25 protein-coding genes and 5 pseudogenes are annotated in these 26,320 nt (G+C 63.9%); 15 read left to right on the top strand and 15 right to left on the bottom strand.

Translation table 11 applies throughout. The features are described from left to right. Window positions 1–69: 69 nt before the first annotated feature. Window positions 70–309, bottom strand: coding sequence for a hypothetical protein (locus tag ABIE45_RS04465; protein ID WP_192711574.1), 240 nt, complete (start codon window positions 307–309; stop codon window positions 70–72). Between the two features lie 148 nt (window positions 310–457). Next, window positions 458–712 (bottom strand): hypothetical protein, encoded by a 255-nt coding sequence (locus ABIE45_RS04470; RefSeq protein ID WP_192711573.1) that lies wholly within the window; start codon window positions 710–712, stop codon window positions 458–460. Between the two features lie 455 nt (window positions 713–1,167). Here ABIE45_RS04470 and ABIE45_RS04475 point away from each other — a divergent pair, with 455 nt between their 5' ends. The 3 genes from ABIE45_RS04475 (at window position 1,168) to ABIE45_RS04485 (ending at window position 2,181) form a co-directional block, all read left to right on the top strand. Next, window positions 1,168–1,371, top strand: coding sequence for a hypothetical protein (locus ABIE45_RS04475; RefSeq protein ID WP_192711572.1), 204 nt, complete (start codon window positions 1,168–1,170; stop codon window positions 1,369–1,371). 188 nt (window positions 1,372–1,559) lie between these two features. Next, complete coding sequence (locus ABIE45_RS04480) at window positions 1,560–1,715, top strand: hypothetical protein (RefSeq protein WP_373622165.1); 156 nt, start codon at window positions 1,560–1,562, stop codon at window positions 1,713–1,715. A 205-nt stretch (window positions 1,716–1,920) separates the two neighbouring features. Beyond that, a complete protein-coding gene (locus ABIE45_RS04485; RefSeq protein ID WP_192711571.1) occupies window positions 1,921–2,181 on the top strand; it encodes a hypothetical protein in 261 nt (86 codons plus the stop codon). A gap of 119 nt (window positions 2,182–2,300) precedes the next feature. Here ABIE45_RS04485 and ABIE45_RS04490 read toward each other — a convergent pair whose 3' ends face one another. Next, the gene (locus ABIE45_RS04490; protein ID WP_192711570.1) at window positions 2,301–2,543 is read right to left on the bottom strand and encodes a hypothetical protein; all 243 of its coding nucleotides are present in this window, start codon (window positions 2,541–2,543) and stop codon (window positions 2,301–2,303) included. A 1,539-nt stretch (window positions 2,544–4,082) separates the two neighbouring features. On the opposite strand from ABIE45_RS04490, the pseudogene ABIE45_RS04495 reads away from it, so the two are divergent. Then, a pseudogene (locus ABIE45_RS04495) lies at window positions 4,083–5,709 on the top strand (hybrid sensor histidine kinase/response regulator). A gap of 241 nt (window positions 5,710–5,950) precedes the next feature. Here the strand turns inward: ABIE45_RS04495 and ABIE45_RS04500 are convergent. After that, a complete protein-coding gene (locus ABIE45_RS04500) occupies window positions 5,951–6,442 on the bottom strand; it encodes a MucR family transcriptional regulator (RefSeq protein ID WP_192711569.1) in 492 nt (163 codons plus the stop codon). 387 nt (window positions 6,443–6,829) lie between these two features. On the opposite strand from ABIE45_RS04500, the gene ABIE45_RS04505 reads away from it, so the two are divergent. Both ABIE45_RS04505 and ABIE45_RS04510 read left to right on the top strand, forming a co-directional pair. Continuing rightward, window positions 6,830–7,399, top strand: coding sequence for a MucR family transcriptional regulator (locus tag ABIE45_RS04505; protein WP_192711568.1), 570 nt, complete (start codon window positions 6,830–6,832; stop codon window positions 7,397–7,399). An 806-nt stretch (window positions 7,400–8,205) separates the two neighbouring features. Beyond that, complete coding sequence (locus ABIE45_RS04510) at window positions 8,206–8,574, top strand: response regulator (protein WP_192711567.1); 369 nt, start codon at window positions 8,206–8,208, stop codon at window positions 8,572–8,574. 654 nt (window positions 8,575–9,228) lie between these two features. On the opposite strand, the pseudogene ABIE45_RS04515 reads toward ABIE45_RS04510, so the two are convergent. From ABIE45_RS04515 to ABIE45_RS04545, 7 genes and pseudogenes are all read right to left on the bottom strand, one after another. Beyond that, window positions 9,229–9,432: pseudogene (locus tag ABIE45_RS04515) on the bottom strand (integrase core domain-containing protein); the annotation flags it as partial. Window positions 9,433–9,868: 436 nt separating this feature from the next. Then, window positions 9,869–10,294, bottom strand: coding sequence for a hypothetical protein (locus tag ABIE45_RS04520; protein ID WP_192711566.1), 426 nt, complete (start codon window positions 10,292–10,294; stop codon window positions 9,869–9,871). Between the two features lie 72 nt (window positions 10,295–10,366). Further along, a complete protein-coding gene (locus ABIE45_RS04525) occupies window positions 10,367–10,651 on the bottom strand; it encodes a hypothetical protein (RefSeq protein WP_192711565.1) in 285 nt (94 codons plus the stop codon). Between the two features lie 470 nt (window positions 10,652–11,121). Continuing rightward, window positions 11,122–11,574 carry a BLUF domain-containing protein gene (locus ABIE45_RS04530; RefSeq protein ID WP_192711564.1) on the bottom strand — a complete coding sequence of 151 codons (453 nt, stop codon included), beginning with the start codon at window positions 11,572–11,574 and terminating at the stop codon, window positions 11,122–11,124. A gap of 193 nt (window positions 11,575–11,767) precedes the next feature. Continuing rightward, a pseudogene (locus ABIE45_RS04535) lies at window positions 11,768–12,862 on the bottom strand (methyl-accepting chemotaxis protein). Window positions 12,863–13,072: 210 nt separating this feature from the next. Beyond that, a pseudogene (locus ABIE45_RS04540) lies at window positions 13,073–13,314 on the bottom strand (pyocin activator PrtN family protein). A gap of 617 nt (window positions 13,315–13,931) precedes the next feature. Next, window positions 13,932–14,054 (bottom strand): hypothetical protein, encoded by a 123-nt coding sequence (locus ABIE45_RS04545; RefSeq protein WP_373622166.1) that lies wholly within the window; start codon window positions 14,052–14,054, stop codon window positions 13,932–13,934. Between the two features lie 187 nt (window positions 14,055–14,241). On the opposite strand from ABIE45_RS04545, the gene ABIE45_RS04550 reads away from it, so the two are divergent. Beyond that, window positions 14,242–14,532, top strand: coding sequence for a DUF2252 family protein (locus ABIE45_RS04550; RefSeq protein ID WP_373622167.1), 291 nt, complete (start codon window positions 14,242–14,244; stop codon window positions 14,530–14,532). Between the two features lie 299 nt (window positions 14,533–14,831). Here the strand turns inward: ABIE45_RS04550 and ABIE45_RS04555 are convergent, their stop codons facing one another. Continuing rightward, complete coding sequence (locus ABIE45_RS04555) at window positions 14,832–15,695, bottom strand: transglutaminase family protein (RefSeq protein ID WP_192711561.1); 864 nt, start codon at window positions 15,693–15,695, stop codon at window positions 14,832–14,834. Window positions 15,696–15,858: 163 nt separating this feature from the next. Between ABIE45_RS04555 and ABIE45_RS04560 the strand changes: the two genes are divergently transcribed. The 8 genes and pseudogenes from ABIE45_RS04560 (at window position 15,859) to ABIE45_RS04595 (ending at window position 23,550) form a co-directional block, all read left to right on the top strand. Further along, the gene (locus ABIE45_RS04560) at window positions 15,859–16,269 is read left to right on the top strand and encodes a response regulator (RefSeq protein ID WP_373622168.1); all 411 of its coding nucleotides are present in this window, start codon (window positions 15,859–15,861) and stop codon (window positions 16,267–16,269) included. Between the two features lie 503 nt (window positions 16,270–16,772). Next, window positions 16,773–17,645, top strand: a complete 873-nt coding sequence (locus tag ABIE45_RS04565; protein WP_192711560.1) for an STAS domain-containing protein — start codon at window positions 16,773–16,775, stop codon at window positions 17,643–17,645. Between the two features lie 4 nt (window positions 17,646–17,649). Next, window positions 17,650–18,051 (top strand): STAS domain-containing protein, encoded by a 402-nt coding sequence (locus ABIE45_RS04570; protein WP_147029161.1) that lies wholly within the window; start codon window positions 17,650–17,652, stop codon window positions 18,049–18,051. Then, window positions 18,032–18,436 carry an anti-sigma regulatory factor gene (locus tag ABIE45_RS04575; protein ID WP_192711559.1) on the top strand — a complete coding sequence of 135 codons (405 nt, stop codon included), beginning with the start codon at window positions 18,032–18,034 and terminating at the stop codon, window positions 18,434–18,436. The genes ABIE45_RS04570 and ABIE45_RS04575 overlap by 20 nt, the downstream gene beginning before the upstream one ends. 1 nt (window position 18,437) lies before the next feature. After that, window positions 18,438–19,433 carry an ATP-binding protein gene (locus ABIE45_RS04580; protein WP_192711558.1) on the top strand — a complete coding sequence of 332 codons (996 nt, stop codon included), beginning with the start codon at window positions 18,438–18,440 and terminating at the stop codon, window positions 19,431–19,433. After that, window positions 19,430–21,334 (top strand): ATP-binding protein, encoded by a 1,905-nt coding sequence (locus ABIE45_RS04585; RefSeq protein WP_192711557.1) that lies wholly within the window; start codon window positions 19,430–19,432, stop codon window positions 21,332–21,334. Before ABIE45_RS04580 ends, ABIE45_RS04585 begins: the two co-directional genes overlap by 4 nt. A gap of 369 nt (window positions 21,335–21,703) precedes the next feature. Continuing rightward, a pseudogene (locus tag ABIE45_RS04590) lies at window positions 21,704–22,673 on the top strand (IS110 family transposase). Window positions 22,674–23,145: 472 nt separating this feature from the next. After that, window positions 23,146–23,550 (top strand): DUF302 domain-containing protein, encoded by a 405-nt coding sequence (locus ABIE45_RS04595; protein WP_192711754.1) that lies wholly within the window; start codon window positions 23,146–23,148, stop codon window positions 23,548–23,550. 4 nt (window positions 23,551–23,554) lie between these two features. On the opposite strand, the gene ABIE45_RS04600 is transcribed toward ABIE45_RS04595, so the two are convergent. The 3 genes from ABIE45_RS04600 to ABIE45_RS04610 all read right to left on the bottom strand — a co-directional run bounded on the left by ABIE45_RS04600 (window position 23,555) and on the right by ABIE45_RS04610 (window position 26,117). Beyond that, window positions 23,555–24,520: an NADP-dependent oxidoreductase gene (locus tag ABIE45_RS04600; protein WP_373622169.1), complete on the bottom strand. Its 966-nt coding sequence runs from the start codon at window positions 24,518–24,520 to the stop codon at window positions 23,555–23,557. Window positions 24,521–24,800: 280 nt separating this feature from the next. Next, window positions 24,801–25,457, bottom strand: coding sequence for an HD domain-containing protein (locus tag ABIE45_RS04605; protein ID WP_192711755.1), 657 nt, complete (start codon window positions 25,455–25,457; stop codon window positions 24,801–24,803). Between the two features lie 237 nt (window positions 25,458–25,694). Beyond that, window positions 25,695–26,117 (bottom strand): cupin domain-containing protein, encoded by a 423-nt coding sequence (locus ABIE45_RS04610; protein WP_192711756.1) that lies wholly within the window; start codon window positions 26,115–26,117, stop codon window positions 25,695–25,697. Window positions 26,118–26,320 lie beyond the last annotated feature (203 nt).

Here is a 26,320-nt window from a genome sequence, read left to right on the forward strand (position 1 = left end):
TCGGCGACCGCCGGTGACTCGACGGTCGAGTGAAGGCGGTCAGAACAAGCGACCTAGATCGGTCTAATCTTATCCTATAGCTGAGGGCTCGGTTATCACGAACGCCATCTGAAACAGGACGAGGCCAGTATCGTCGCTGACCTCGATGCGCCAGTCCTCGCCGAGAACGACGCGCTCCGCCTCGTCTTTCAGGATCTCGCCTGCCAGCCGGACAGCCTCCAGGCGGGCAGCCTTCCAGTCCGGCAACTCCGTCCCATCGTGATCAAGGCTGCTCACGCCGTCGTGGACGTTGAAGTGGTAGCGCGGCATCCATACCCCCGCTCGTCACTCGGCGGGGGCGACACGGACCCTCACTCGCAGCCCTGCCAGGATTGATCGCTACGATTAAGGCCAGGGTTCGTGCAGTTGTGTCGATTACGATAGCATCTAGATCAAGGAAAACACGTTTTTACGGGGGCTAAGCTCGAAAGGATGGCTCATTGAGCGTCTCGATCTCGTCCCGATCACCGAGGAGCCTGCGCGCGGACGCGATGATCTGGATCACCTCTCGACTGTCGCACTCGCGTCGCGCCAGTACTTTCAAAGCGCGCAGGTAGGCGATCACCGGCTCGCGAGCGCGCCGGTTCCGCCGCAACACCGGCTCGACGGTTGCAGTGACGTGGTCGGCGAGCCCATCCCAGAACTCAGGCCCACGCGCAGCCCCTTCCTTCATGCGGCGCGTTTCTCCCAGGAGCGGACCCGTCAGCCGTGAACTGAGGGGGACTAGAACACGGCCGACAGGACCTCCGGGCACGCGGGCGGTCCGCTGTCCTGTGCATAGGCAGCTGTTGCTGAAACTACTTGAGTTAGGCGGCAGGCTGGGTGCGACGGGAAACCGCGTTCGTCCCACTGCCCGATCGCAGACCCTCAACGCATGGCTCCGCTCGAATTACCGCCTGCGAGAATTCTCACAGGATCGCTTCGGACGAAGTCGCCCGCCGCCCCTCCGCAGCCCTCTAGCGGTTCTGCTGAGTGCCGGCTGATGCTACGCTGGCCTCCGAGCGTGAATGGTATTGTTTGAGTCGACCGGACTATACGGTTTAGCCAACGTCAGGGTGCCACGCTCTTACCCAGCGCTTGCCATCTCAGCGCCGTCTCACGGCCCAAGACCTCCGGGAGAGTGGGCTGATGCAGACCGAGATGAACACGCCGGCCCTACAACCCATCATCGAACCCTGGCGCATCGCAGCGCTCGTGCTGATCGTCGTCGCCGCAATGCTGTTTGTGCATGCGATCGATCAAGCTACGGCGGAGATCTCAGATCAGCAGGCGACCACTCCCTCAACGGATCGTTGTCCCCCGTTCGGTAGGGCTCCCACAGCGACCGGGTGATTGCCCGACGCCGGCAGAGCAGCGTGGCCTACTCTTCGGCGCCATGGGACCTCGTCAGCGTCGTAGCGTGTAGGCCCGCCCCCGTCGACCTATTGAAGCCGGGTTGTCTGCCTTTCGTGACATGGGCCAGCCGTCTGCCGCGGCCTAGAGATCTGGCACTGTCGAGCTTGCCGGCCTATCAGCGGGGCATGGCCAAGCGCGTGAAACAACTGCCTCAGGATCGAGGCTTCATCCTGTTCGACGTCGTGTTCGAGGACGGCAGCCGCGTCTCGAACAGGCGCATGCCGATGGAGATCCTGAGCGGCTTCGATGGTGATGAGCCGGCGCGCGACCTCATGCCGTAGCAGGAAGCTGAGATTGCCGTGAAGGCGAAGCGACCGCCGCGAAGTATCCGGAGCCTCGCACGCTCGCCAAAGCGGGAGCCGAGATCGATCTGAGATTAGCCACCGTTGGCACATGGCTAGCTCCCGCGAGGTGGGTCGCTGCTGGCAGTGCTGTTCGATCTGACTGTGCGGCCCAAGTCACTACCTTGAGGGATGATCCGCCGCCATGGCCGAACCGCCGACCGTCGCCGACCTGCGCAGGGCCGGCATCATCAGCAGCCAGGAGATCGTCGCGGCGATCGACGTGTACCTGCGGGATCCGACCGCTGGCCCCTACCGGTTCGCTAGCGGACACAACCTCGACATCGCGGCCCTCGTGAACGCCACGCCAGCCTTTGAGGCAGTGGACCGATCAGGGCCAAAGGAGAAGGCATTTCGGATGGTGCTGACCGCCGCCGTCATGTCTGCTCAGCCGATCAAGCGCTGACTCCTCGGCCGCTCGGCCCCGCCCCGATCTGCTCACGGGGCGGGGGAGCGTCCGATCTCACCAGCGTGTGAGCCGAGCCGATACGCAACTTGGCTCGGAGGCAGGATGGCGGGCGGCGATTACCGGGCGGTGCCGGAACCCAGCTTGCGATTGTCCCACGCAGGGATGGGGGCCTTGAATGGCGCGGCGGGCGTGCTCTCGATGAGGAGCGCCAGCATCTCGGTTCGTGAGGTGAGCAGAACGGCTGGCGGTTCGCCCGTGATCATACGCCAGCGTTGAACGAAGTCGACCACGGATAGGTCGGCCACCGCCGATGCGCTGGGCGTCAGGAAGTCCTGTAGCGTCTGCGCCCGTTGGCCCATGCGGCTTGAACGGGCGTAATCCCGAGTCGGTCCATTCTTCCGCCTCGGATGGTGAAGAGAGCCTTGGATATCACGCACGAAAAAGCCCGCCCAGATGGGACCTGGGCAGGCTCTATGCGACTGCGTCGGCGAGGCCGCACTGTAACCGACCGTCGATGAACAACCTTTTCGCGTCGCAATGTGATCACGTGGTCACGTCGGGCAAGCCGTTCGATCGGCCTATCTCGGTATCAGCAGCCGTAATGCGATCGGGATGCGTGAGGCCTGGCGAGCTGCGAGGGTGCGTTCGCTTGGCGCAGAGTGTCTTGGTCACATAGCTCACCCGGTGAGGTTCCCTAAAACTATTGGCCGGAGCGAAGCTGACATGTGGTGGGTACACGCCAAGCTGCTGCTGGCCGCTGGCCTCGTGGCGCTTGCAGGCATCATCACCGTTGCGCGAGCCTTAGGACGCTTCCCCTAATTACTCCGGCGTAGAGGGAGCCCGCATGAAAGCCTCAGTCCGACCTGAACTCCTGAATTTGAGGTCGGACGAGTTCGCATGACCTTCGAAGCTCGTCAGATCCAAGCTGAGTTCAGTCAGCAAGCCGGGCAGAGAGGCTGTGGTACGCAGCGCCGACGCGCAGCGTCTGAATGCTAAGCCTCGTTCTGTTGCTGCTGCTCACCGTACTTCTGGGCGGTGGAGTGCTGCAGATCGGGCGTTATGGAAACGCACCTGACCGGAGTGACTGGCCACAGCTGGCAATCCTCACAGCCGTGGCGCTCATAGTTGCAGCCCGAGCCTTATGGAAATGAGATCGCGTCCTCTATAGCGCTGCGCGCCACAGGGCGGCTGCGTCAGCGAGCATGGAGAGCGGAAAACCGGAAGCCCACTCAAGGGCTACGGCCGGCGCGATCGGGTGACCATGCGGCCAGAAGCGACCTTGCCCAACATGGGTTGGCATATCGCGCATCAGAAAGGTTGATCTGTGTCTGTGCGACACCCGAGGATGGGTGACAACGCAGCTATCAATCGCGGGCTTCGACCTTGGCACGCCAGCGAGTGAGAGCGGCCGGCTCCCGCCTCGAACGGCGGAGAGCCCCGTGCGCTTTCACTTCAACATCTACAATGGCGTCACCGACCTCGCCCTCTCAGGGGCGAAAGCACTGGTCCTATCGGGTAGTTGGCTTTGATGCCGAGGCTCCTGACGGGCTGGCGGCTGACGCTCGGGGGGCTCGTGTTTCTTCAACTCTTGGTGGTCTTCGCTATGGCAGCTGGCGGCTGAGACCGACGCGCAAGTTGTGTGCAAAAGTAGAATTTTTCAGATCGCATAACCTATTTCATCCACGCATCCGTGGTCAAAGACTCGGCAAGAGAAAAATTTCTGCGGGGCACGAAGGACTTATCGGCTCTGATAGGGGATCTAATTCTTGTGACAACTGCGACAGCGAGTAGCCGCGCTGCACCCGGACATGGTTCCGGCTTCATGTTACGCGTCCTCAGAACGAAGTGACGAGATGGCCTGCTGCATCCGCGGTTCGGTCCCGTAATGAGCCGAACCGATGGTGACCACTCCTGAGAAGCCCGCGATCCGCGGCCCGCGCACACCGGTCAGCGGTAGCGGCCCCGAGGGCGTCGTCGATCAGCACCACGACATCTTTTTCGCTGCCGTCGAGACGACGCGCATGCCTATGATCGTCACGGACCCGCATCAGCCGGACAACCCAATCATCTTCGTCAATCGCGCCTTCGAGCGGATGACAAGCTACACCCGCGCGGAGTTGATTGGGACGAACTGCCGGTTTCTACAAGGGCCAGAGACCGATCGGGAGATCGGTCGCTGAGATCCGCGCCGCCATCGCCGAGCACCGCGAGTTCTCCACCGAGATCATAAATTACCGCAAAGACGGCTCCTCGTTTTGGAACGCCTTGTTCGTCTCTCCGGTGTTCAACAGGTCGGGCGATCTCGTGTACTTCTTCGGCTCGCAGCTTGACGTGTCGCGGCGGCGGGACGCCGAGGAGTCGCTGCATCAGGCTCAGAAAATGGAAAGCCTGGGCCAGCTTACCGGCGGCATCGCGCACGACTTCAACAACCTGCTTCAAGTCATCTCAGGCCACAACGAGGTGATGCTCGCGCTGATCGATCACCCGACCATCGATGTCGGACGGATGCGCCGTGCGGGCGAGGCCGTGCGCGACGCCAGCGAGCGCGCCGCCAAGCTGCCTCACCAGCTTCTCGCCTTCTCGCGCAAGCAGCGCTTGGAGGGCCGCCTCCTGAACCTCAACGGCCTCGTACAGAACATGAGCGAGATGGCCGAGCGCACCCTCGGCGAGCACATCGAGATGCGGTTAGCCCTTGTTGAGGATCTCTGGAACACGCGCATCGACCTGACCCAAGCCGAGGTCGCGCTCCTCAACATCTTGATCAACGCCCGCGATGCCATGCCGGGCGGCGGCCGTGTTACGGTGAAGACCGAGAACCTGCTGATTGAGGACGAGGACAGCGCGCTATTCAAGACGGTCGGACCGGGGGCCTACGTCGTGGTCTCGGTTACCGATACGGGGGCAGGCATGCCGCCTGAGATCCTGGCGCGCGTGATGGAACCGTTCTTCACCACCAAGGGTGAGGGCAAAGGCACCGGTCTTGGTCTCGCGATGGTCTACGGGTTCGCCAAGCAGTCGGGTGGATCGGTCAAGATCTACTCTGAGGTCGGGCACGGCACGACGGTGCGCCTGCTCTTCCCCGCTTCGGATCAGAAGATCGAGGACGAGCGCAAAGCCTCCCAACGCGCTGCCGATCGGCATGGCACAGAGACGATCCTGGTAGTCGATGATCGCCCCGACGTTGCGGCCACAGCGGGCACCATCCTGGAGGACTTCGGCTACAAGGTCATCAGCGCGGATGGCCCAAGGGCAGCGATTGAGGTCCTCGACGACGAGGAACGCATCGACCTGCTGTTCACCGATCTGATCATGCCAGGCGGTATGAACGGCGTGATGTTGGCTCGTGCCGCCCGCGAGCGTCAGCCCAAGATCAAGATCCTGCTGACGACCGGGTACGCGGAGGCGTCGCTGGAGCGGACGGACGCAGGCGGTATAGAGTTCGAGATCATCAACAAGCCCTACAAGCGGCTGGAACTCGCCCGCCGCGTGCGTCGGGTTATCGATGGCCCAACTGGAGTAGGATGAGAAACCGATTGTATCGGGGCTGTTGCCCGATTTGACGAGAAAGGCCCGCCCTGGTGTTCCAGGTGCGGGCTTGTTGCGACTGCGCCGGCGAGGCCGCTCGTGAGACCGTACATCCGGGTCTCGGTGCTGCTCTTCCGACGCTCAGCCCCCAGCCGGTCGCTGACAGCTACCTCGGCAATTATGGTTAACGGATCGTTGCCACAGGCCGGCGCCTTGGCCGCGCGTGAACGGTGATGGACGGTCAGGCGGCCTTGCGTCGGCCCTTCCGCTCAGACTGGACCGCTTCTTCAGCCTGAGCAGCCATCGCCCCCGGGCGGCCGAGACCGATTGCCTTGGCGAGCGCAGAACGCTGCGCGGCATAACTCGGCGCTACCATCGGGTAGTCCGAAGGTAGGTCATAGCGGTCACGGTAGCTGCGCGGGTCGAGCCCGTGGCTGCTCAGATGGCGCTTGAGCGTCTTGTAGGGCTTGCCGTCGATGAAGCTCACGATCCCATCATCACGGACCGACTTGCGGATCTGGGCGGCGCTCGGCTTCTCGACCTCGCTCTGCGCCGCAGGGCCGCTCTCGGCCGAGAGGGTACCGGTGACGAGCCCGGCGATCGCGCCGTGCACGCTTCGGATCAGGTTGGGAAGCTCCGCGAGGGGGACGGGGTTATTCGAGACGTAGGCGGCAACAATTCCGCCGGCCAGCTCTGTGATGTCGGCGGTGTGTTCAACGTTTTCGCTTGTCACTTTATTCCTGCTTTTTTCAGTTCGCTCGCGCAGATGTGCCGAGGAGCGCGTCTATATCCGTATCGACTCGACAAAAGCAATACAATGGATATGGATACTTGCTTATCCAGGCGGCAAGGCCACGCGCTCGTTAGCGAATGCGGCAGTGACGATACCGGAAGCTCCGGGCTGCCGGCCTTTCACGCACTGCCGACCGAACGAGAGCCCTGGATCACCTATGCGGTCGGAGTTCATCTCAATCTTGGCCGATCACCAGCTGATGCGCGTCAGATCTCGGCCCTGAAACCAGCGGATATCTGGCCTGATTAGCCGGAACTTTCCATCCGTGCACTTGACTATCAGACCTTCTCATCGCGTTTGCTGCGCGCGCATATCGAGGAGACACACATGGACGACAGAGTTTCAATTCCCGAAACAAGTCCGACCAATTTCATCGACCTCACTACCGATATCGTCTCGGCGTACGTGTCGAAGAACTCCGTACGCCCGGCTGATCTGCCAGCACTCTTGGCTGACGTTCACACTGCGATCAGCGGACTCAATAGCGCGCCTGCTTCGGCCGAACCAAAGGTGGAGAAGCTGACGCCTGGACAGATCCGCAAGTCGATCACGCCGGGCGCGCTGATCTCTTTCATCGACGGCAAGCCGTATAAGACGCTGAAGCGCCACCTGACCAAGCACGGCCTGACCATCGAGGAGTATCGTGAGCGCTTTGGGCTGCCACGCGACTACCCGTCCACGGCCGCCAGCTACTCCGAGCAGCGCTCCAAGCTCGCCCTGTCGCTCGGTCTCGGCAACCGGCGTCGGAACGCGGCGCCGAAGGTGGCTGAGGTCGCTGAGACCATTGCCGAGGTGCCGAAGAGCCAGGGCCGGAAAAGGGCTGCCGAGCCCGTCGTCGCGCCAACCGAGAAGCCGGCCCGCGCCCGCAAGCCGAAGAAGGCCGCTGCGGCCAAGTAAGGGTCGACGTGCATTTGGAGCCCCGTCGCCCGATCTCATCACGGGCTGACGCGGCTCAGGGCTCGTTCTTCGCGGTGACAGGCCGGTACGCGACGCGGCCCGTATCGCAGGACATAGGCAATCAGCTACCAGGAAAAGAAGGTGTCCAGGCCTGGCATCATGAACAGCAGGGTCGCACCAGCTCCGACCACGCCCGCGATCATCACAACGAACTCCACCGCGGTATCCTCCACCTAACTCGCACGCCGGCAACCCGCGATGAGGCGGCAAGGTTTCGGATGGCGGCCTCACCACCTTAGGAAGCGGTCGAGGGCTGGAAGCGCGGCGATCGTGAGTGCGATGGCGCCGATCGCGGCCGTCAGCATGATGATGTACGCCAGAGACACGGTTGCAGAACTCCCAGCCAATTCTCAGACCAACAGGCTGAGGTTGAGTTCTGTGCTGTGCGACAGAATGACCAGAGCTCGGCGCTCTGAAAGAAGCGGATGCTGCGCCGAGAGCTGAGGTTCACATCATGGGCCGCGGAAGCTCTTGCATCTGCCGTCCGCTTGGCTCGCAGGTGGGCGAAGCGCCTGAACGAAAGCCCCCGCCCCAGCTGTTCACGGGGGTGGCAGGGCTCGGTGCCGTTCCTCACGTCCCGGGCAAGTACGCAACGCGGCCCGAGATGCAGGATGGGGGAGGGCGGTTAGCGCGGCGTGCCAGCGTCGATTGTGGACTGGTCCCAAGCAGGAATTTCGCCCGTCACCACATCGAGAAAATCTACGGCAGAGCTGAAACGCGTCGCGGCGGTTCGCATTTTTTGATCCATGTCAGGATCTCGCCCGCTCGCCGTCCTCGCCGAAGATGAAGAGATCGTCCGCATAGCGGCGGCCGACATGCTGTCGAAGCTTGGCTTCCAAGTGCTAGAAGCTGAGCACGCCCACGGCGCACTCCAGCACCTGGAGGCTAACGGCGGTGCCGCCCTGCTGTACACCGACGTGAACATGCCCGGCACGATGAACGGCTGCGATCTTGCGCACGCCGTAGTCACGCGCTGGCCAGAGACTCGGATCATCGTCTGCTCGGGTTGCATGCCCGACGAAGCTGCGCTTCTGCCCGAGACCGCGCACTTCATCGCCAAGCCGTGTGCCGAACGGCTAGTGCGCAAGGCGCTGGAGGTGCTGCGGCTGCATTGAGCCGGGCGACTCTCTTCGGGAGCTAACGCGTTCCCGGATAGCTGTTGGAACGCCGTACATACATCCGGATCGACCCTCGGCGCTCCCCAGAGTTGCCAACCGTGAATGAAAGATTAAGCTTGCCTGCTTAAGCAGTGACGAGGGGCATCGCCATGAAACTGATGCACCTACAGCACGAGAGCAATTCTTCGCTGTCAATCATCCTCTCGATGACAAGCTATCCGTCGCAAGAGGCTGAGGCTCAGCAGGATCAGATGCGCCGTTTACGCAACGCGTGTGCGAGACAACGCGCCGCCCGGCTTCACCCATCAACCGCGCATGAGCGATTTGCAGGAGGCTCCATGATCCGCATCCGGGCAACCGACGATGGCACGTACACCGGGACAATGCTGTCTTGGTGACCGGCCTAACTCGCGACCAAGCCAACGCTGTCGCGCAGACGATCGGAGCTGTCGTAATGGGTTAAGCCCGGTCATTGGTTCGACCGTTGGTCAACAGGATCGACGTGGCCAGGGCTATCGAGATACACCCACAGTCCAAGAAGCTGCTGGTGGGCAAAGCTACGACGTCCGGTCTGCGCCGTACGATGGTCATGACCGCCGTGATTATGGGCTGGAGTGCACCCTGGTTGACCGGACAGGCGGCGGGGCGGGTTTAGGCACTCCGGCTGAGGTACTCTCGGGGCGAGAGCATGCGCAGTCCGGAGTGCGGGTGGATGGCGTTGTAATCCTCGAACCAAGTCGGCAGGAGCCGCATCACGGTCTCGGCGTCGGCCAAGATGGCGAGGTAGGCATAGTCGCGCTTCAGCGTCTTCACGAACGCCTCCGCGATGCCATTGCTCTGCGGCGAGCGCACCGGTCAGCATGGCTGCATGTCGCCGGTGGGTGTGCCGGTGGAACGTCAGCCGATGGCGGCGGGATCACGGCATTCCGCGCAATTGCGCATACTTGGTGAACCGTTCGTTTGCCCTCGCCGCCGGCCACTTACCGGCCCCTAAAGCGGCTCACGGGGGTCGTCTCGCCTGAAGATACGGCCTAACTCAGTCGGCAGCAGCCCCGGCATGAGAGGCCGCAGACGATAGGGAGAGCCGAGATGGTCGAACACGGATCCGGCGAGCGTGCGGCGCTCGATGCCGAGGTTGAGAAGACCCAAGGCACCATAGCGAAGCTCCGAGAAGCAGCCGAAGGTACGCCGCTAGGGCACAGTTCGCGGGTTGCTCTAAAGAAGTCCGAGGAAAGGCTGGCTGAGTTGGTGAAGCAGCTGACCCGCCGAGACCAGACGGGTTAGAACGCCCTCAAGCGTAGGATCCACTGACCAGGTCTCCGAGCGTCTTCCGCCGGGATAGCGTCCGCCAGCGTCGCGTCTGATGCTCGGGCCGGTCATGGATCATGCGGCATCGCTGGCAGAAGGCCGCGAGGTTGGCGTCCGCGTTGTTCGAGGTGTCGTGGTCCCGGTGGGCAGCGGCGAGCGCGACCCGGGTCCGACGGGCACGGCCGAGGATGTCAGCTTCCGCAGCGATCCCGATCCGCCTGCCCCAGCCATCGCGCCACCGGCCGGCATCGGCGTCCCACCAGCGTCCGTCGCCGAGGTTGTAGACCATCCGTCCGTGCGGCCGCCTGCAGCCTTCGCAGCAGCCTTTCGCCCATCCGAACCGGATCACGGCCGAAAGCTGCGCCCAGTCGCTGGGGTAGAAGAAGCGGTGCTCGGACCGGATCGGCATGGTGGCCGCAATCTGCCACCGAGCTTGAAGAAAGCGTCGCCGCAGATCGGCCAGCCTCATCTATTCGATGCGTCAGTCGCCGCCGCCTCCTCCGCCATCTCCGCCACCGCAGCCTCCGCCGTCGCTGCTGCCAGAGCCGCTGTGCGTGCAGTGGTGCCCACCATGACTGCCAGAGAATGGGCTAGGGTCTGTGCCCTGACCTGGGAAGCTGCCAGTCCCGTCCGAGTAGCCGCTGCCACTGTAGGTGTAGCCGATCTTCGGGCGTCGCTCCCGCGTCAGCAGATTGAACAGGCTCGCGACTATCGCGATCGCCGCAATGACGAGCACCGCGAGTTCGAGCGACTGCTTGATGTCCATCAGAACCTCCGTCGGTTCGTCGGTCAGAACAGTATAGCACACTCGATCCGCACATCCGCCGGGTGACGGCGACGGCTCAGCCGATCGCCCAGAACAACGGGAGTGCGCCCGCCAGGAACAGAGCCGAGGAGAGGAGCACGGCAAGGCGCTCGCGGTGGTGGAGAACGAAGGCGTGAGGGCTAGCGAACATAGGAGAGCCAAATCGGGGGTTAAGCGCCACGCTGGCCGCTGAACCTTGACCAATCTGGGACACTCGGCGCTGTCCACAGCTGGTCGTCGACGCGTGTCACTGCCGAGTCACATGCTGGTGTATGTGCTGGGGCGCACCTCACGGGGGCTGGGCCAGGTGTACTCACCGTTCAAGGCCGTCATCGCCCCCTCGGCGGCCCGATCCAGCGGCGCAGTGACCTTCCGGGTTGCTGCGCCGTTGTCGTTCAAGGATGTCGGCGGCAGCGCCACCTCGCATCCCGTCAGCTTGCAAGCCGCTGCCCTTGCCGCTTGGCCTGCTCGAACTCCTGAAGGTCGATGGCCAGCTGGAGGATCTGAGCACTCTTCAGGCGCGACGGATCCATGACCGTGCCGATGTTGTGCGCCAAGTAGATCTCCTGCACCTCCAGGGTGCGCAGGGCACCGCCCATTGTCCAGTTCGGGAAAGAGCGTGTGGATACATCCTGGACGTTGACGATCGTCGCGCCGGAGTGGCGGCTATCGCGCGCGATACGGTTATAAGTTTCCGTCACCTTGGCTCGTTCGCCCTCCAGGATTTGGAGAAACCAAGTTTTGTCGAAGATGAGGAAGCCGGTAACACCCTCGCGGCTGTTATTTCGTTGAGAGGCGGAGACGATCTCGCGCAGGTTCGTCAGCATGGCGCGATCGCCGCCCAGAACGGTGTTGCGGCTATAGTAAATAAGCTGGTGGATCATCGACGCTGCGTCCCTTTGAAGCCATGCCGGCTCCCTAAGCTCAGCGATAACGCCTGAGGCGTCGGATGATCCCGAGCAGATCGCAGACAAAGTGCGACAGGTGATTCCTTGAATAATAGGCTCTTAACAGAAGACTGGGATGAACCAACTGGTCTCGGCCGCCTTCCAAGGCGGCCAGCCTGTCGGACTGACCTCATCGACCGCCCTGAACGCCTCGCTGCACGATGACGCCGTACCAGCCCTGGCCGAGGTAGGTCTCGTAGCCCGGAGTTCGATGATAGGCGGTTAGTGTTCCGCTACGCGGATCCCGCTCCACGCCGCTCTGCCGCCCGCCTAGATCAACCGCGAGCGTCTCGCTCAACACGCCCTGGCTATCGGAGGCGGCGAGCACCCGTCTGCGGCTGTCAATCAGCAGGACGCGGGTTCGGCTGCGATCCTCGGGTGACACGCGCACGCCTTCGACGATGGCTCATGCCTGCGGCTCCCAGTCGAAGTGGATCGCGAGCACGCCTACCGGTCGCCCGTTTGCTTGACCGCCCTCGCGCACGCTCGCAGCGTAAGTCGCGACCTGTGCCCCATGGAGACCGGGCTCAAGGCAGACGTCGGCACAGACATAGTCGTCCCCGGAGGACAGACGGGCGGCCTCGCGAAACCAGGGCTCACCGGCCACGCTGCGGCCGCGGACCTCCGGGTAGCGATCCGGCCGGCCGTTGGCCAGAACACGCCCGTCCAAGTCGCAGAGCCACAGATCGAGGTACACGGTGTAGGCCGACAGGATCACGCCGAGGCGCTGACTGGCATAAGTAGCCGCAGTGTCGTCCGGTGCTGCCGCGCAGGCGGTCACGGCCGCATCAGTGGCCCACCAGCGCACGTCGCAGGTGCGCTCGTAGAGGTTCCGGTCGATCAGTTCGACCGCATTCAGAGCCAAGTCGACGAGACGCTCGTCCTGCGCCCGACCAGCCATTGCGTCGACGGCTCGCTGCAGGTCGCTCACCCGCGCCGAGAGATGCGTCTCCAGTTCGCGAGCGAGCGTCTCCACCTCGCTACCGATGGCGCGCACTTCCTGAGCGACGACGGAGAAGCCGCGACCCTGTTCTCCCGCGCGCGCAGCTTCGATCAGCGCATTGAGGGCGAGCATCTTGGTCTGCGCGGTGATCTGCTGGATGCGGCCAGCCTTGTCCTGAGCGATGCGTCTGACCTCTTCAGTCAGAGCGGAAACGCTTGCCAGGGTGGAAGGAGCATCGTGCTTCGCCGGATCCGAGGCGATGGAGAACGTGGCGTGGCGCATATTGATTGCCCGACGTGGGGATCCGCGTCAGGTGTATGACCCCGGACTATCCCGGCCCGTCACCTCCCCCTCACAGACAGGGCGAAACTGGTTGAGCAGGGTTAAATATTAGCTAATCGAGCAATTAACTTAGGTTTCTACAACGATGGATTGCACTGATTTGCGCTGCGGGCTGTAGTCGGCGTGCAGCATCAACGGGTCCGACCATCTCTATGATCCGGTGAGCTGGCGGCACTCCTTGCGAGCTGCCTCCATTTGGCAGTCAGGGTAGGCGGCAAGATCCATCAGGCCGACACCCTTCGCGCACTTCGAACTGGCTTCGATCCGCACCAGGGGGCAACGCGATCTCGCCGTCCGACACCTTCCGGATCGGCTTCTCAGGCGCCAGGTGGCTGAAACAATCGCGGCAGACTCGATCACGGGATCACGGCGCGTGGGCCGTACTGCGCCATGAGGATAGTGGCTGCGTTCACGCTACGGGCAATCAACGGATAGGAGAGAGGCCGCCTATCCCCGAGCCTCGAAGGCAGTCTCGGTCATCTCGAACCCGACCTTTTGCGGCCAGTGCGTCATGACGTTGGTGCAAGAGGTGCAGCGAGCGTCGTCCTCCGTCAGGACAAAGCTCCTCTCTGCCGAGGCCGCGTAGACGGCGCCGCAGGCGAGGCATTCGAGGCTCTCGCCGTGGTCATAATCGCTTTGCATATCCTGCCATGGCACGATCACGCGCTGAGACCAAGCGAGGCGAGGTCCGTTGCGCCGTAAGCTTTGATGCTACCGTCGTCGTTGCCGCTCTGATGCCGTCGCGATTGAGAGTGGCTCCACTGCTACCCCATAGGATTGGGACGAATATACGAGCCATCGCGTGGGCCAAGATCTGACCAGTAGCGTCCGCTTACGGGATGTCGCCACGGCCAGCTGAATGTCTTGGTTGGGCGCATTCCGGAAGCGGGCGCGGCAGTGTCGAAGCTCCTGAGTTTGGATCGAGCCCTTGCCGGATTCGCCTTATTGCGGCAGGTCCACGGTCGGCCGACTCCGGCCAAACGTCTTTTTCTTGGATAACCCCGACCTGTCAGCGAACACCGCCGTCGCTCAGGCGATACCAAGCGATGATCGCCGAGACGTACAGGCGATGAAGGGCATGCAGCGGCAGCGGAAGGCTGTGAGCATCGCCGGTAGCGATATACGCCGCCATAGCGCGTCCCAGCGCTGACTGAAGACCGACGCCGCGGCCTTGGCCGCCGAGGTCGATGAGCAGACCGGGCGTCGGCTCGTGAAGGCGGGGCAGGTAATCTCCGGGTGATGGCAACGCGACCGCACCAGCGGTGGTCGTAGGTGATCCGCTGCTGGGATGGACGAAAATCGAAGGGCGGCCGTTCTACGTGCGGCAGATAAAAAACATGAAGGGCGAGATCCCGGTCTCGCGCATGACAGGTCGGTCACTCCTGTACTTCTCGCACGCGTACGGAGCGCTGCTCGCCAAGGCGCACGCACGAACCGGGGATGCGGCAGCGATCGCGGGTTACTGCGGTCATGACGGCCGCGCCGATCTGCGCGAGGCCCTGGCCGTCTGGGCCATGGCCTACGGAGAACGGAACGCGGAGGATTATCGGACCTTTCGGGACGCCATCGCGGCGGTCAGGCTTCGAGCGGCCGACGATCCGCATCTCTGACCTTACGGGTGTGGTCGCGATCGCCCACACAGCGGACTGCTCACGATGTAGGGGACCCTGGTCGAGGGGGCACCGACGGCATCGTTCGCCCGCGCGGGTACACCCGAACTTGGTGCCGCACGAGCCGAGCCGTCGCCGGGCCAGGGCGCTGTGACGGGTCGAACCGTCTCCCGTACGCATGCGCCCCGTCCGGCGTGCCAGCCTCTGGATCGCCGGAGCGTTGCGATGTCGATCCCCATGCCGGGGACCCGGCTCAGACGGACCGCTGCCTGAGGCGACGAATTCTGGCTGCATCAAGCCTACACGCCGACGCTGACCTCCACGGACATGTCCAGAAAGGCGTCCGCCGACCCGGCGAAGCTTCCGACCAGCGGCATGGCCTGTCTGATGTCGCGTGCGACCGCGACCGGGATCAGGTTCGCGCCGCCGACGCTGCGGTTCGTCGGATCGAAGGTGATCCACCCGGCACCCGGCAGGAAGGTCTCCGCCCAGGCATGCGTGGCTCCCGCATCGGCGGAGCCGAGCAGCGTTCGCGACGGGTCGTGGAGGTAGCCGGACACGACCCGGGCTCCGAAGCCGAGGCTGCGCACCGCCTCGACGAAGAGCGTCGCCAAGTCCCGGCACGACCCCATCCCCAGGGACAGGGTCTCGCTCGGCGACTGCGTGCCCTCGTCTTCTCGACCTTGGTAGGCGATGGTGCCACCGACCTCGGCGTTCAGATCCTTGAGGAGCGACAGGGTATCGGTTGGGCAGGACGCCATGAACCCCTGCGCCCAGGCCCGCAGGCTCGGCTCCCCCTCCGGATATTGTGGGATCGTCAGGGCGCCGAGGTCCGTCCACTCGTCATCGGTGTACTGGAACGGGAACGCGATGGCGCCGGCGGCGATGGCGAAGACGGGATAAGGCTCGGCCGAGAGTTCGACCCGAGATACGCTCTCCACGACGAGGCGATCGGTCGAGGCCCCGAACGTGGCCGTCGCCACGGCGTTGCCGGCGACGTCGTAGGCCCAGGTGACGGTGGCGTCAGGCCACAGAGTAACGGCATTCGACAGCAGGCGCAGGTCGCGGCTCTCCCGCGGCCGCATCATCAGCCGGTGCGGTCCGAGATTGACGGGCTGGCGATAGCGGTACGTCGTCCGGTGGCGGATACGCAGGTCGATCAAAGATCTATCCCTTCGGTCCGGCCCGGCTGTACAGGGGACGCAGGCTGCCCCGAGGCAGCGTAGCATGGATCCTGCCACGTACTGGACCTGAAAATCGGTCGATTTGGCCAGATTCCGGTTCCATCGGGAGGCAACCTTCCACTCCCGAGCGGGCTTTAGCTGTGTGACCCATGATTCCAAGGGCGATGCGCCCCACGCCCTTGTCGTCGATGACGACGCCCTGATCCTGATGGAGGCGACCAGTATCCTTGAGGATGCGGGGTTTCAGGTGCTAGAGGCGATGAACGTCGTTCAGGCTCTGCGAATATTGGATCAGCATCACGACGCGGTTCAACTTCTCTTTACTGACGTGCACATGCCAGGGAGCGCTGACGGCTTCGAGTTGGCAAGGCAGACAAACGAGCGTTGGCCACACATCGCGGTCGTGGTCGCCTCGGGCCGGGCCGCGCCTGAGCCCGGCGACCTGCCGGAGGGCGCGACGTTCATCGGCAAACCGTTCAGCGCCGAGATCGTCCGGCATCATGTCCGCAAAACACTGCCGGACGAGAGGCACCCGAAACAGTTGAGAACGTAGTCTTTCGAACCTGGCGTTTCGTACCTGATGCGAGAGTCTTTCGCGACCGGAAGTAGCTCTTGGAGACGCCCGTCCTCGGGTTATCTGATCGCCTGAAGTTGGCGTCAGCCGCTGGAAAGTTCTAGAGGAGGTCGGACGGGAGAGCAGAGGCGCTGCTCCACAAGCAACCGCTTCGATTTGGATAGTCCCTGTCGATCCAGGAAGCCGCCTTCTCATATGCTGGCGCTGTCCTGTCGCCGCCGCTGCCGCCGCATTGATAAAATCTTCGATAACCGGTCAGGCCTCACCTTTGTGTAAGTTATCTTGGTTTGGGGCCCGCGCCCAGGGGACATGAGGCGTCCGCGGCGGCAATGCAGCGATCCCTGTTGCCGAAATCAACGAGACAAGAAGTAGAGCCGAAGGCGGGAAATAACTTGCCGCGGTCAGCTCCTTTGTAGCGATGCCGCCTATCGAGAGGCTCAGTATCGGGATAGAGACTGCATCATAACGATGGGAAAAACCTGATGCGAATGGACGGCGCCGAGGTCCTGAAAAGGACGCTCACGGAAGACGAGGCCGCCATCCTCGAAGCCTGGAACATATCTCTCCGGGAAGGGACCTCCCTGCAGAGCGGTCGGATCCGAGAGGCAGAGCTCCAGACCCAGGCCAAGGCCGTGTTCGGCCAGCTTCGGGACGGACTTTCGTCCGGTGGGGTCGACGCGGACGCGGAAAGTTATACCCCGCTGCGTGAGAACCTCGCCGATATCTCCCGCTCGCGGGCGATCCAGGGGTTCACGCCGACCGACACCGCCAACTTCGTCTTCTCGCTCAAAGAGCCGATTTTCGAGGCGCTGCGGCGCAAGTCGGCCGCGGACGCCTCGGCCTTGGCCGCCGGCGTATGGGCGGCGGGGAAGGTGCTCGACCGGCTCGGGCTGCTCACGATGGAGGTGTTCCTGGCCAGCCGCGAAGAGGTCATCGGGCGCCAGGGGCAGGAGATCGCCGAACTCTCCACGCCCGTGGTTCGCCTCTGGGACGGTATCCTGGCGCTGCCGCTCATCGGCACCCTCGACAGTGCCCGCACCGGTGTCGTGATGGAGAACCTGCTCCAGGCCATCGTCGACGAAGAGGCCGAGATCGCCATCATCGACATCACCGGCGTGCCAACCGTCGACACCCTGGTGGCGCAGCACCTGCTCAAGACCGTGGCGGCCGCCCGCCTGATGGGCGCCGACTGCATCGTCTCCGGCATCCGGCCGCAGATCGCGCAGACCATGGTCCATCTCGGCGTGGAGCTGAACGTCATCTCGAAGGCGACGCTGGCCGACGCCTTCGCGCTCGCCCTGAGGCGGACCGGGCGCAAGGTTGTGCGCCAGCAGGCGGCTGAGGAGCGCCGCTGAGGCCATGGACCGCATCCCGATCCTCAAGCTCGGCGGCACACTGATCGTCACCATCCAGGTCGACATGCACGACCGCCTCGCGCTGGCCCTGGAGGAGGACCTGACGGCGATGATCGCGCGCACCGGCGCGCGCGGCGTGCTCATCGAGATCTCGGCGCTGGAAATCGTCGATTCCTTCATCGGGCGCATGTTGGTGAGCATCGCGGCCGTCTCGCGCGTCCTCGACGCGGAAACGGTCCTGGCCGGTATGCGGCCGGCGGTCGCCATCACGTTGGTCGAGCTCGGCTTGGAGCTCACCGGCATCAGGACGGCCCTCAACGTCGAGCGCGGCATGGCCTTGCTGAAGGCGCGCTTGGCCGGGGACGGCGCTGGGTATGGGAGCGACCGTGACGGTCTCGAAGACTGAGACCATCCCCGTCCGGTCCGGTGACGACGTCGTCCGCGTGAGGCAGCGCGTGCGTGCGCTCGCCATCGACATCGGCCTCGGGCTCGTCGATCAGACGAAGATCGTCACCGCTGCGAGCGAGCTCGCGCGCAACACCCTCGATTACGGCGGGGGCGGCGAGGTCCGAGCGGAGAGCGTCCAGGCCGGGACGCGCAAGGGCCTGCGCCTGACCTTCGAGGACCAGGGCCCCGGCATCGCCGACATCGAGCAGGCGATGACGGACCACTACACCTCCGGCAAGGGCCTCGGCCTCGGCCTGGGCGGGGCCAAGCGCCTCTCGAACGAGTTCCATATCGAGTCGACGCCCGGCGTCGGCACGCGCGTCATGATCGCCCGGTGGAAATGACATGGACCGGGTTACCGTCACGGAAGCGAGCCAGGTGGCCGAGGCCCGACGACGCGCGGTGGCCGTGGCTCAGTCCATCGGCTTCGACGAGACCGCGGCCGGCCGCATCGCGCTCGTGGTGACCGAACTCGCCACCAACGTGGTCAAGTACGGCGTGCCGGGCGAGGTCTTGGTCGGCACCTACGAGGACGGGACCGGCTCGGGCGTCGAGATCCTCGTGCTCGACAAGGGCGAAGGATTCTCAAATCTCGGCCTGGCCCTGACGGACGGACACTCCACGGGCGGCAGCGCGGGCGAGGGCCTTGGCGCGGTGCGCCGCATCTCCGACGCCTTCGACATCGTGTCCCGCCCCGGGCTGGGCACGGCGGTGTTGGCGCGCTTGTCAATCGATAGGAAGACCGTTTCGGACGCCGTGCCGGGCTATGGGGCGGTGGCGGTCCCCCTGAAGGGTGAGACCGCCAACGGCGACGCCTACGCCGTGCGCGAGCGCGCCGACGGCTGGACCGCCGTGGTGTCGGACGGCCTCGGCCACGGGCCGGAGGCCGCCAAGGCTTCCGAGGAGGCGCTGAAGCTGTTCCGGAGACACCAGGACAAGCCGCCCGCCGCGATCCTGTCCGCCATCCATGCAGGCCTGTCGCACACGCGAGGCGGTGCGATCTCCGTCGCGCGGTATGAGCGGAACCGGGGCACTCTCGCGTTTGCGGGCATCGGCAACGTGCTGGGTGCGGTCGTCTCCGGCACCGTGACCAAGCGGACGGTCAGCCTCGCCGGGACGGCGGGGCACGCGGCTCGGCGCATCCAGGAGTTCGAGTACCCTATGCGCCCGGACGACCTGTTCGTGCTGTGCTCGGACGGGATCGCCACGGCTTGGTCGCTGGACGCCCACCCCGGCCTCGCGGCCGCCCATCCGGCGCTCGTGGCCGGGGTGATCTATCGCGATTTCGCCAGGGCCCGGGACGATGCCACCGTGCTCGTCGTGCGGGAGGGCGCGCGATGAGGTGGCCGCTCCTCACCAGCGCCATCCAGCACGAGGACGACATCGCGACGGTGCGCCAGCGCGTGCGCCGGCTGGCCGAGCGCCTGGGCTTCGAGATCCAGGACCAGACCCGCATCGCCACGGCAGTGTCCGAGATCGCGCGCAACGCCTACGGCTACGCTGGGGGCGGTCGCATCGAGTACGGCCTCGACCAGCTCGATCGGGACAGAGGCGAGCAGTTCCTGGTCATCAGGGTGAGCGACAAGGGACCGGGCATCGCCGAACTCGACGCCATCCTTGAAGGTCGCTTCCGCTCGACGACGGGCCTCGGCATCGGCATCACCGGCTCACGGCGGCTGATGGACCGCTTCGAGGTCGACACGGTGGCCGGCAACGGCACTGTCGTGACGTTCGGGAAGCGGCTCCCATCCGGGACCGGACGTTTCACGGGACCGAGTCTCGCGACCCTGGCCGAGGATGTCGCCCGGGCCAGGACTGAGGAACCGCTGGTCGCGTTGCGCGAGCAGAACCGGGAGCTTCTGCGCAGCCTCGCCGCGCTGGCCGAGCGCGAGGAGGAAACCCAGCGCCTGAATCAGGAACTCTCCGAGACGAACCGGGGCGTGGTCGCGCTCCACGCCGAGTTGGAGGCGCAAGCCGTGCTCCTGCGCGAGGCAGGCGTTCTCCTGGAAAGCCAAGTGGCGGCCCGCACGGCCGAGCTTGCTGAGGCGAACGACCGGCTCCTGGCCGAGGCGGTCGAGCGCGAGCGGATGGAGCAGGACCTGCGGCAATCCCAGAAGCTCGAAGCGGTCGGGCAATTGACCGGCGGCGTCGCGCACGACTTCAACAACCTGCTTACTATCATCCGCTCGTCCGTCGACTTCCTCCGTCGCCCGGATCTGCCGGAAGACCGGCGCAAGCGTTACATGGACGCCGTCTCCGACACCGTCGACCGCGCCGCCAAGCTTACCGGACAGCTCCTGGCCTTCGCACGTCGCCAGTCCCTGAAGCCCGAGGTGTTCGAGGTCGGCGAACGCCTGCGCGGCGTGGCCGAGATGCTCGACACCATCACAGGCGCGCGCATCCAAGTCAGGGTCGAGATGTCGGACAGACCCGCCCTGGTACGCGCCGACCTCAACCAGTTCGAGACGGCCCTGGTGAACATTGCCGTCAACGCCCGCGACGCCATGGACGGCAGCGGTACGCTGACGATGCGGGTGGCGGCCGGGCGGGCCATGCCGATGATCCGGGGGCACGCCGGCTCGCGGGGGCCGTTCGTGGCGGTCTCGCTCGCCGACACCGGCTCTGGCATCCCCCTGGAGGTGCTCGGGCGCATCTTCGAGCCGTTCTTCACGACCAAGGATGTCGGGCGCGGCACGGGTCTCGGGCTCTCCCAAGTGTTCGGGTTTACCAAGCAGTCCGGCGGCGACGTGGACGTGACAAGCGAGAGCGGCCAGGGGACAGTCTTCACCCTCTACCTGCCCGAAGTCTCGACCCGGGCTGCCGAAGCCCCTGTCTCTGACCCCGACGCCGCTCTGTCGCCGGCCGGTCTCGGCCAGCGCATCCTGCTCGTGGAAGATAACCTGGAGGTCGGAGGCTTCTGCACCCAGATCTTGGAGGATCTCGGATACGCACCCGAGTGGGTCGTCAACGCCGAAGAGGCGCTCGAGCGTCTCGGGACGGACGGTGCAGGCTTTCAGGCCGTCTTCTCCGACGTCGTCATGCCAGGTATGGGCGGGATCGAGCTCGCCAAATCGTTGCGCATGCGCATTCCGACCCTGCCGGTGATCCTGGCCTCGGGCTACAGCCATGTCCTGGCCCAGGAGGACAGCCACGGCTTCGAGTTAATCCACAAGCCCTATTCGGCCGCGCAGGTTGGCCGGGTTTTGCGTCGGATCATCGGCGCCTCGCCTCACAACCGCTGATGCTCACTCACCGATGACGCGCTCTTCGCAGCCGGCCATTGCCACCTTCACATTCATGGTCTCGACCAGAGTGCGTACGTGCACGCGGCTTCCAAACCCGCGGCGTGTCGACGGCTGAAGAGGCGTCTGCTTCCGAGATGCGCTGAAGTGAGGCTGTACGGCGGCAAAGGGCGCAAAGCCGAAGGTCCGGTTCTGCCCGGCCAGGCGATCCGGCGTGGCGTAGTCTGGCCGAAAGCGGCCCGTCCGCTTCGGAGAAGCGCACCTGCAAAAGCAGATGGGGTGGATGGCTCCCGCTCCGACTGACGGCATCTCGGTGCCAAGATGTGGTTGCTGTCGAACAGCAGCCACGCAGATGCAGGAGCCATTCTCATGGAGATCACCACCGTCGGCATCGATCTGGCCAAGAGCATCTTTCAGGTCCACGCCGTTCTTTTCCAAGCTGCCGCGTAGCCTGATCGGCATGGAGGCATGCGGCACGGCGCACCACTGGGCCCGGGAACTCATGAAGCTCGGCCACGACGTGCGGCTGATGCCGCCGGCTTACGTGAAGCCGTACGTCAAGCGTGGCAAGACCGATGCGAACGACGCTGCTGCCATCTGCGAGGCGGTGACGCGCCCCAGCATGCGCTTCGTGCCGGTGAAGTCGACCGAGCAGCAGGCGGCGCTGGCGCTGCACCGGACGCGCGACCTGCTGGTCAAGCAACGCACGCAGTTGGTGAACATGATCCGCGGCCTGCTCGCCGAGTTCGGGATCGAGATGGCGCGGGGCCTGCGGCACGCGCTCGAACTGGCGGCCCGGCTCTCGGCCGGAGACGCGGCCGAGGTGCCGCCGTTAGCCCAGCGCGTGGTGACCGGGCTGGCCGATCAGATCGGTGCCTTGCAGATCCAACTCACCCGACTGGAGAAGGAGTTGCTCGCCTGGCATCGGGACAGCGACCTGTCGCAGCGCCTGGCGACGATCCCGGGTGTCGGCATCGTCTCGGCGACGGCGCTGGCCGCCTCGGTGAGCGAGCCCGAACGCTTCCGCTCCGGTCGGCAGTTCGCGGCCTCGTTGGGCCTGACACCACGGCAGAACTGCAGTGGCGGCAAGGACCGCCTGGGCCGGATTTCGCGCATGGGCGACCGCTACCTGCGCCGGCTGCTCGTAGTCGGCATGACCTCTCTGATCCGGCGTGCGAAGACGACACCGACCTCGGTCGACCCGCGGCTGCCGGCGCTGCTGCAGCGTAAGCCGGTGCGTGTGGTGACTGTTGCGGCGGCCAATCGCACGGCGCGGGTCGCCTGGGCGATCATGACCCGCGGCGGCACCTACCGCGCACCGGCGGCCACGGCCGCCTGACAGCACGCAGAGGAGACGTTTCCAGGTTGCGAGGACGATGAGAGTTGATGGCGAACCGGTCAGACCGGGAGCCGGGACACCCCGCCGCCTGTCCAGGGCATCATAGCCCGCAAAGCAGAGTGGGACCCAGCTCGCGGATACCATCAGGGCCAGCGGTCAACATGAACGACTGCATCAACAGCCGGACACAAGACTGCACCCGACCAACGCGTCAGAAGCTCAATTCGCCACTTGCAATGCGGGAGCCATCCACACAGGACAAGCGGACGCCGTTGTGACGCGTTCTCGCGACCTATTCCCGAACGCTGCTCGATCGCTGCACGTGATATCATCCGGCTTGGATGCTTTCTAAAACTCGCACCTCAACCGAATCACAGTGACTCGCCCTTTCAGGGCACGTGCGATGGGACGCTTGGCGTAATTCGCCGCAATCATGGTACTGGCAACTCTCAGCGTGTTCGGAGCGAATACCATGGCTGCTGATGGACTCGTGACGATCAAAAGCGCCTTCGGACCGGCTGAGACAATGAGCCGTCTCGAGAGCGAGGTGAAGGCCAAAGGGTTGACGGTATTCGCGCGTATAGACCATGCGGCCGGCGCCGCCACCGTGAGCTTACCTTTGCGACCGACGGATCTGCTGATCTTCGGTGCTGCTAAGAGCGGCACGCCATTGATGCAAGCGGCCCAGACCATTGGAATTGATCTACCTCTGAAAGCGCTGGTTTGGCAGGATGAGGCCGGAACGACTTTCCTGTCCTACAACGAACCAGCCAATTTGGCCGGCCGCCATGGCCTAGGTCCGTCCGCTGATGCCGTTGTTATGCCCATGTCGGCCGCGCTGAAGGCGATTGCTGCAAAAGCTACGACATCGCCTTAGCAGTCTAGCTGACAGTGAGAACGATCTTGCCGCGTGGCTTGGCGGACCTTCCCTCCAGCATCTCGTGAGCCCTCCGAGCCTCTGAGAGCGGGAGCACCAAACCCACGTCGACCGACAACTTACGTTCGCCGATCAATGTCGCGAGCGCCTCCAATTCGGTCTTGGTCACCTCGACGAGGAAAAACGCGGCTCGAACGCCATGTATCTTTGCGAGATTTTGATCAGGCTGCGACACCGCCGAGATCAGCACGCCGCCGGCTTTGAGAACTGCAAAGGATCGGTCTTGCGTCGCTCCCCCGACGAGATCAATTACAACGTCGACATTGGCCGCGACGTCCTCGAAACGCTCGGACCGATAATCCACGAACCTGTCTGCACCGAGACTTTCAACGAAGCCTCTGTCGCGCGCGCCGGCTGTGGCGATGACCATCGCGCCGGCCTGCTTCGCGAACTGCACGGCATAGGCGCCGACAGCACCGGCCCCACCGTGGACGACCACCACATCAGCGGGATCGACCTTCGCTTGGTCGAACAGAGCCTGCCAGGCAGTCACCGCAGCTACGGGTAGGGCTGCAGCCTCGACCGCCTCAAGCGACGCTGGGCGCAGAGCAATCATGTTCGCCGAAGCGACGGCGTATTCAGCATAGCCGCCAGTGAACTGTGGGTTCGTCACGCCGAACACCGCGTCTCCTGTCTGAAAATCTTTCACCCCAGGCCCGGCCGCCTCAACAACGCCGGCGATGTCGGAGCCGAGCGTGAGCGGCAAAGGCTGAGGGAGCACGCTTTTTCCCGCCCGGATCCAGCCGTCCCACGGACCGACACCAGCAGCCTGGACGCGCACGAGCACCTCGCCTTCGGCGGGGATCGGGCGGTCGATCTTTTCCACGACGATGGCATTGATGTCGCCGAAGGCATGGACCCGCGCCGCGGTCATCGGAGGCGTGGTCGGGATCGAGCTTTCGTAGGTCATAGCTAGTACCTCATCGTGAAATTGAGGTGCGGCCGGCCGTCAGGCTGGCCCCAAGCGAGTGATCGCTTCCTCTCCCTTGTGCGGCCCATACCCCCAGCTCAGGCCAAGGGCCCGCAGTTTATCGCTCGCCGATTGCCGTCATTCGTGCCGTGAATCAGACGAGCCGAACAAGCGGTTGTCCTGCTCAGGCGACGCGCGGCTCGGTCTCCCACAACTGCATACGGCCTATTACTGCCGGCCAGATCGGCGCCGAACACATGCTGGCTGCTTTCGACTTGCATCAGGTTTGAGGTTGGCTGCACCATCTTGAGGAGAGGATGACGCTGCACAGGTCCGTTCGGTGGAAGTGCGAATCCTTGTACGCCAGAATGTCGTCGTTGAAGGTGCCGAAGGTGCTGTCGGGCCGGTGCTTCATACCCTGATAGAAAGCGTCGATAATCCTATGCTGGAAGTCCGCTTCTCGGGGATGGGCAGAGACGACGGCCTCACGCTCAGCGTCTGTGAATTGGTCGTAGCCCCGACCGGCCACGTCCATACCAGCTCCTGCCTGGACGAGGGCAATCTCCGGACGCATGAACTCGGGCACGCCTGGTGTCGTGTGAAGCGCGATGGCGTTCCACACTGTCTCGATGTCCTCTTCAGTGATGCCCTGGCTCCGGAGAAAGTCACGCGCCGCGTTGGCACCATCGACTTCGAAGCGGAGCTGACTATCCCGAAAACGGGCGGTCAAGCCGATGTCGTGGAACATGGCCGCGACGTAGAGCAATTCAGGGTCGAACCGCATCATCGTTCGAGCCGCTATGAGAGCTCCCCAGAAGTACACGCGGGTCGAGTGATGAAACAGCAGGTCGCTCTCAGTGTCTCGGATGAGTTCAGTCGCCGCCGCTGCAAGCTTGCTGTCCGGAACGACAATCATAAGGTCAGATTGACGGGTCATCGCGTTCTCCTCTGCGCTAGATGCATTGCAGGCGCCCAGGTTGAGCTCGCCGTGGCGCTTGCAGTATATATTGAAAGCTCATGTCCTATCGGACAGAGACTCGAATTCATATAAAAACAAATTTTAGGACACAAATATACTGTCTATGGAGCGTTGACACCGAACGTTCTGCAGCAAAATGATATGTACGCAGCCGACGCACAATTAATTAATCAAATCTTAATAGATCTCACCGGCTCATTTCGAAAGCGGTGTCGTCAGAGCTTTGTCGTTGGTGTCGACGATGAAGACCGCGAGCAGTTTTGCGGGAACATCTCTGCTTGCATTGCGGCTGATAGTATGGGTTGCGCCCGGCGGCTCTGACCAACTCTCGCCAGCTCTGAAAATGCGGGCCGGGCCACCGTTTACCTGCGACTCTATCTCACCGGAGATCACGTAGGCGTAGACGAACGCCGATTGCGCATGCTTGTGCGGCGGAGAGGCTGCGCCGGGCGCATAATCTACCTCCACGACGACCAGCGACTTGCCCGGTAGGTTGGGAACCACCTGCTCAAACTTGGGGGTCACCATTTCGACTTGTTCGGCACAGGCTGGATCTGCGTTCGAGACTCCGAAGGCAAGAATAATCGCGGCAGCGTAGACACTGAGGTTCGGGAACATGGAATGCCTCCTGGTTCGAGCCTGAGGATAGCATGGGCGGCGAGCTCATCGAGGACGACAGGCGTCAGCATCGATGCTGCTGACAAACTGAGTACCTGCGGCGGATGAACCCCTGCCGCGGAGCACCAATCTCGTTCCGTGTAGCAGGTTGGATTTCTGATGGCTGCGTGAGCAAAAGCTGGTCAATACGGCAGCCTAGGTTA

The sequence above is a fragment of the Methylobacterium sp. OAE515 genome (assembly GCF_041806315.1).
Classification (GTDB): domain Bacteria; phylum Pseudomonadota; class Alphaproteobacteria; order Rhizobiales; family Beijerinckiaceae; genus Methylobacterium; species Methylobacterium tardum.

Bases quoted from the DNA above. Each gene is read 5' to 3' on its own strand.
- ABIE45_RS04465 (WP_192711574.1), bottom strand. From the start codon at position 309: ATGCCGCGCTACCACTTCAACGTCCACGACGGCGTGAGCAGCCTTGAT.
- ABIE45_RS04470 (WP_192711573.1), bottom strand. From the start codon at position 712: ATGAAGGAAGGGGCTGCGCGTGGGCCTGAGTTCTGGGATGGGCTCGCC.
- ABIE45_RS04475 (WP_192711572.1), top strand. From the start codon at position 1,168: ATGCAGACCGAGATGAACACGCCGGCCCTACAACCCATCATCGAACCC.
- ABIE45_RS04480 (WP_373622165.1), top strand. From the start codon at position 1,560: ATGGCCAAGCGCGTGAAACAACTGCCTCAGGATCGAGGCTTCATCCTG.
- ABIE45_RS04485 (WP_192711571.1), top strand. From the start codon at position 1,921: ATGGCCGAACCGCCGACCGTCGCCGACCTGCGCAGGGCCGGCATCATC.
- ABIE45_RS04490 (WP_192711570.1), bottom strand. From the start codon at position 2,543: ATGGGCCAACGGGCGCAGACGCTACAGGACTTCCTGACGCCCAGCGCA.
- ABIE45_RS04505 (WP_192711568.1), top strand. From the start codon at position 6,830: ATGGACGACAGAGTTTCAATTCCCGAAACAAGTCCGACCAATTTCATC.
- ABIE45_RS04510 (WP_192711567.1), top strand. From the start codon at position 8,206: ATGTCAGGATCTCGCCCGCTCGCCGTCCTCGCCGAAGATGAAGAGATC.
- ABIE45_RS04520 (WP_192711566.1), bottom strand. From the start codon at position 10,294: ATGCCGATCCGGTCCGAGCACCGCTTCTTCTACCCCAGCGACTGGGCG.
- ABIE45_RS04525 (WP_192711565.1), bottom strand. From the start codon at position 10,651: ATGGACATCAAGCAGTCGCTCGAACTCGCGGTGCTCGTCATTGCGGCG.
- ABIE45_RS04530 (WP_192711564.1), bottom strand. From the start codon at position 11,574: ATGATCCACCAGCTTATTTACTATAGCCGCAACACCGTTCTGGGCGGC.
- ABIE45_RS04545 (WP_373622166.1), bottom strand. From the start codon at position 14,054: ATGGCGGCGTATATCGCTACCGGCGATGCTCACAGCCTTCCGCTGCCG.
- ABIE45_RS04565 (WP_192711560.1), top strand. From the start codon at position 16,773: ATGCGAATGGACGGCGCCGAGGTCCTGAAAAGGACGCTCACGGAAGAC.
- ABIE45_RS04570 (WP_147029161.1), top strand. From the start codon at position 17,650: ATGGACCGCATCCCGATCCTCAAGCTCGGCGGCACACTGATCGTCACC.
- ABIE45_RS04580 (WP_192711558.1), top strand. From the start codon at position 18,438: ATGGACCGGGTTACCGTCACGGAAGCGAGCCAGGTGGCCGAGGCCCGA.
- ABIE45_RS04585 (WP_192711557.1), top strand. From the start codon at position 19,430: ATGAGGTGGCCGCTCCTCACCAGCGCCATCCAGCACGAGGACGACATC.
- ABIE45_RS04595 (WP_192711754.1), top strand. From the start codon at position 23,146: ATGGCTGCTGATGGACTCGTGACGATCAAAAGCGCCTTCGGACCGGCT.
- ABIE45_RS04600 (WP_373622169.1), bottom strand. From the start codon at position 24,520: ATGACCTACGAAAGCTCGATCCCGACCACGCCTCCGATGACCGCGGCG.
- ABIE45_RS04605 (WP_192711755.1), bottom strand. From the start codon at position 25,457: ATGACCCGTCAATCTGACCTTATGATTGTCGTTCCGGACAGCAAGCTT.
- ABIE45_RS04610 (WP_192711756.1), bottom strand. From the start codon at position 26,117: ATGTTCCCGAACCTCAGTGTCTACGCTGCCGCGATTATTCTTGCCTTC.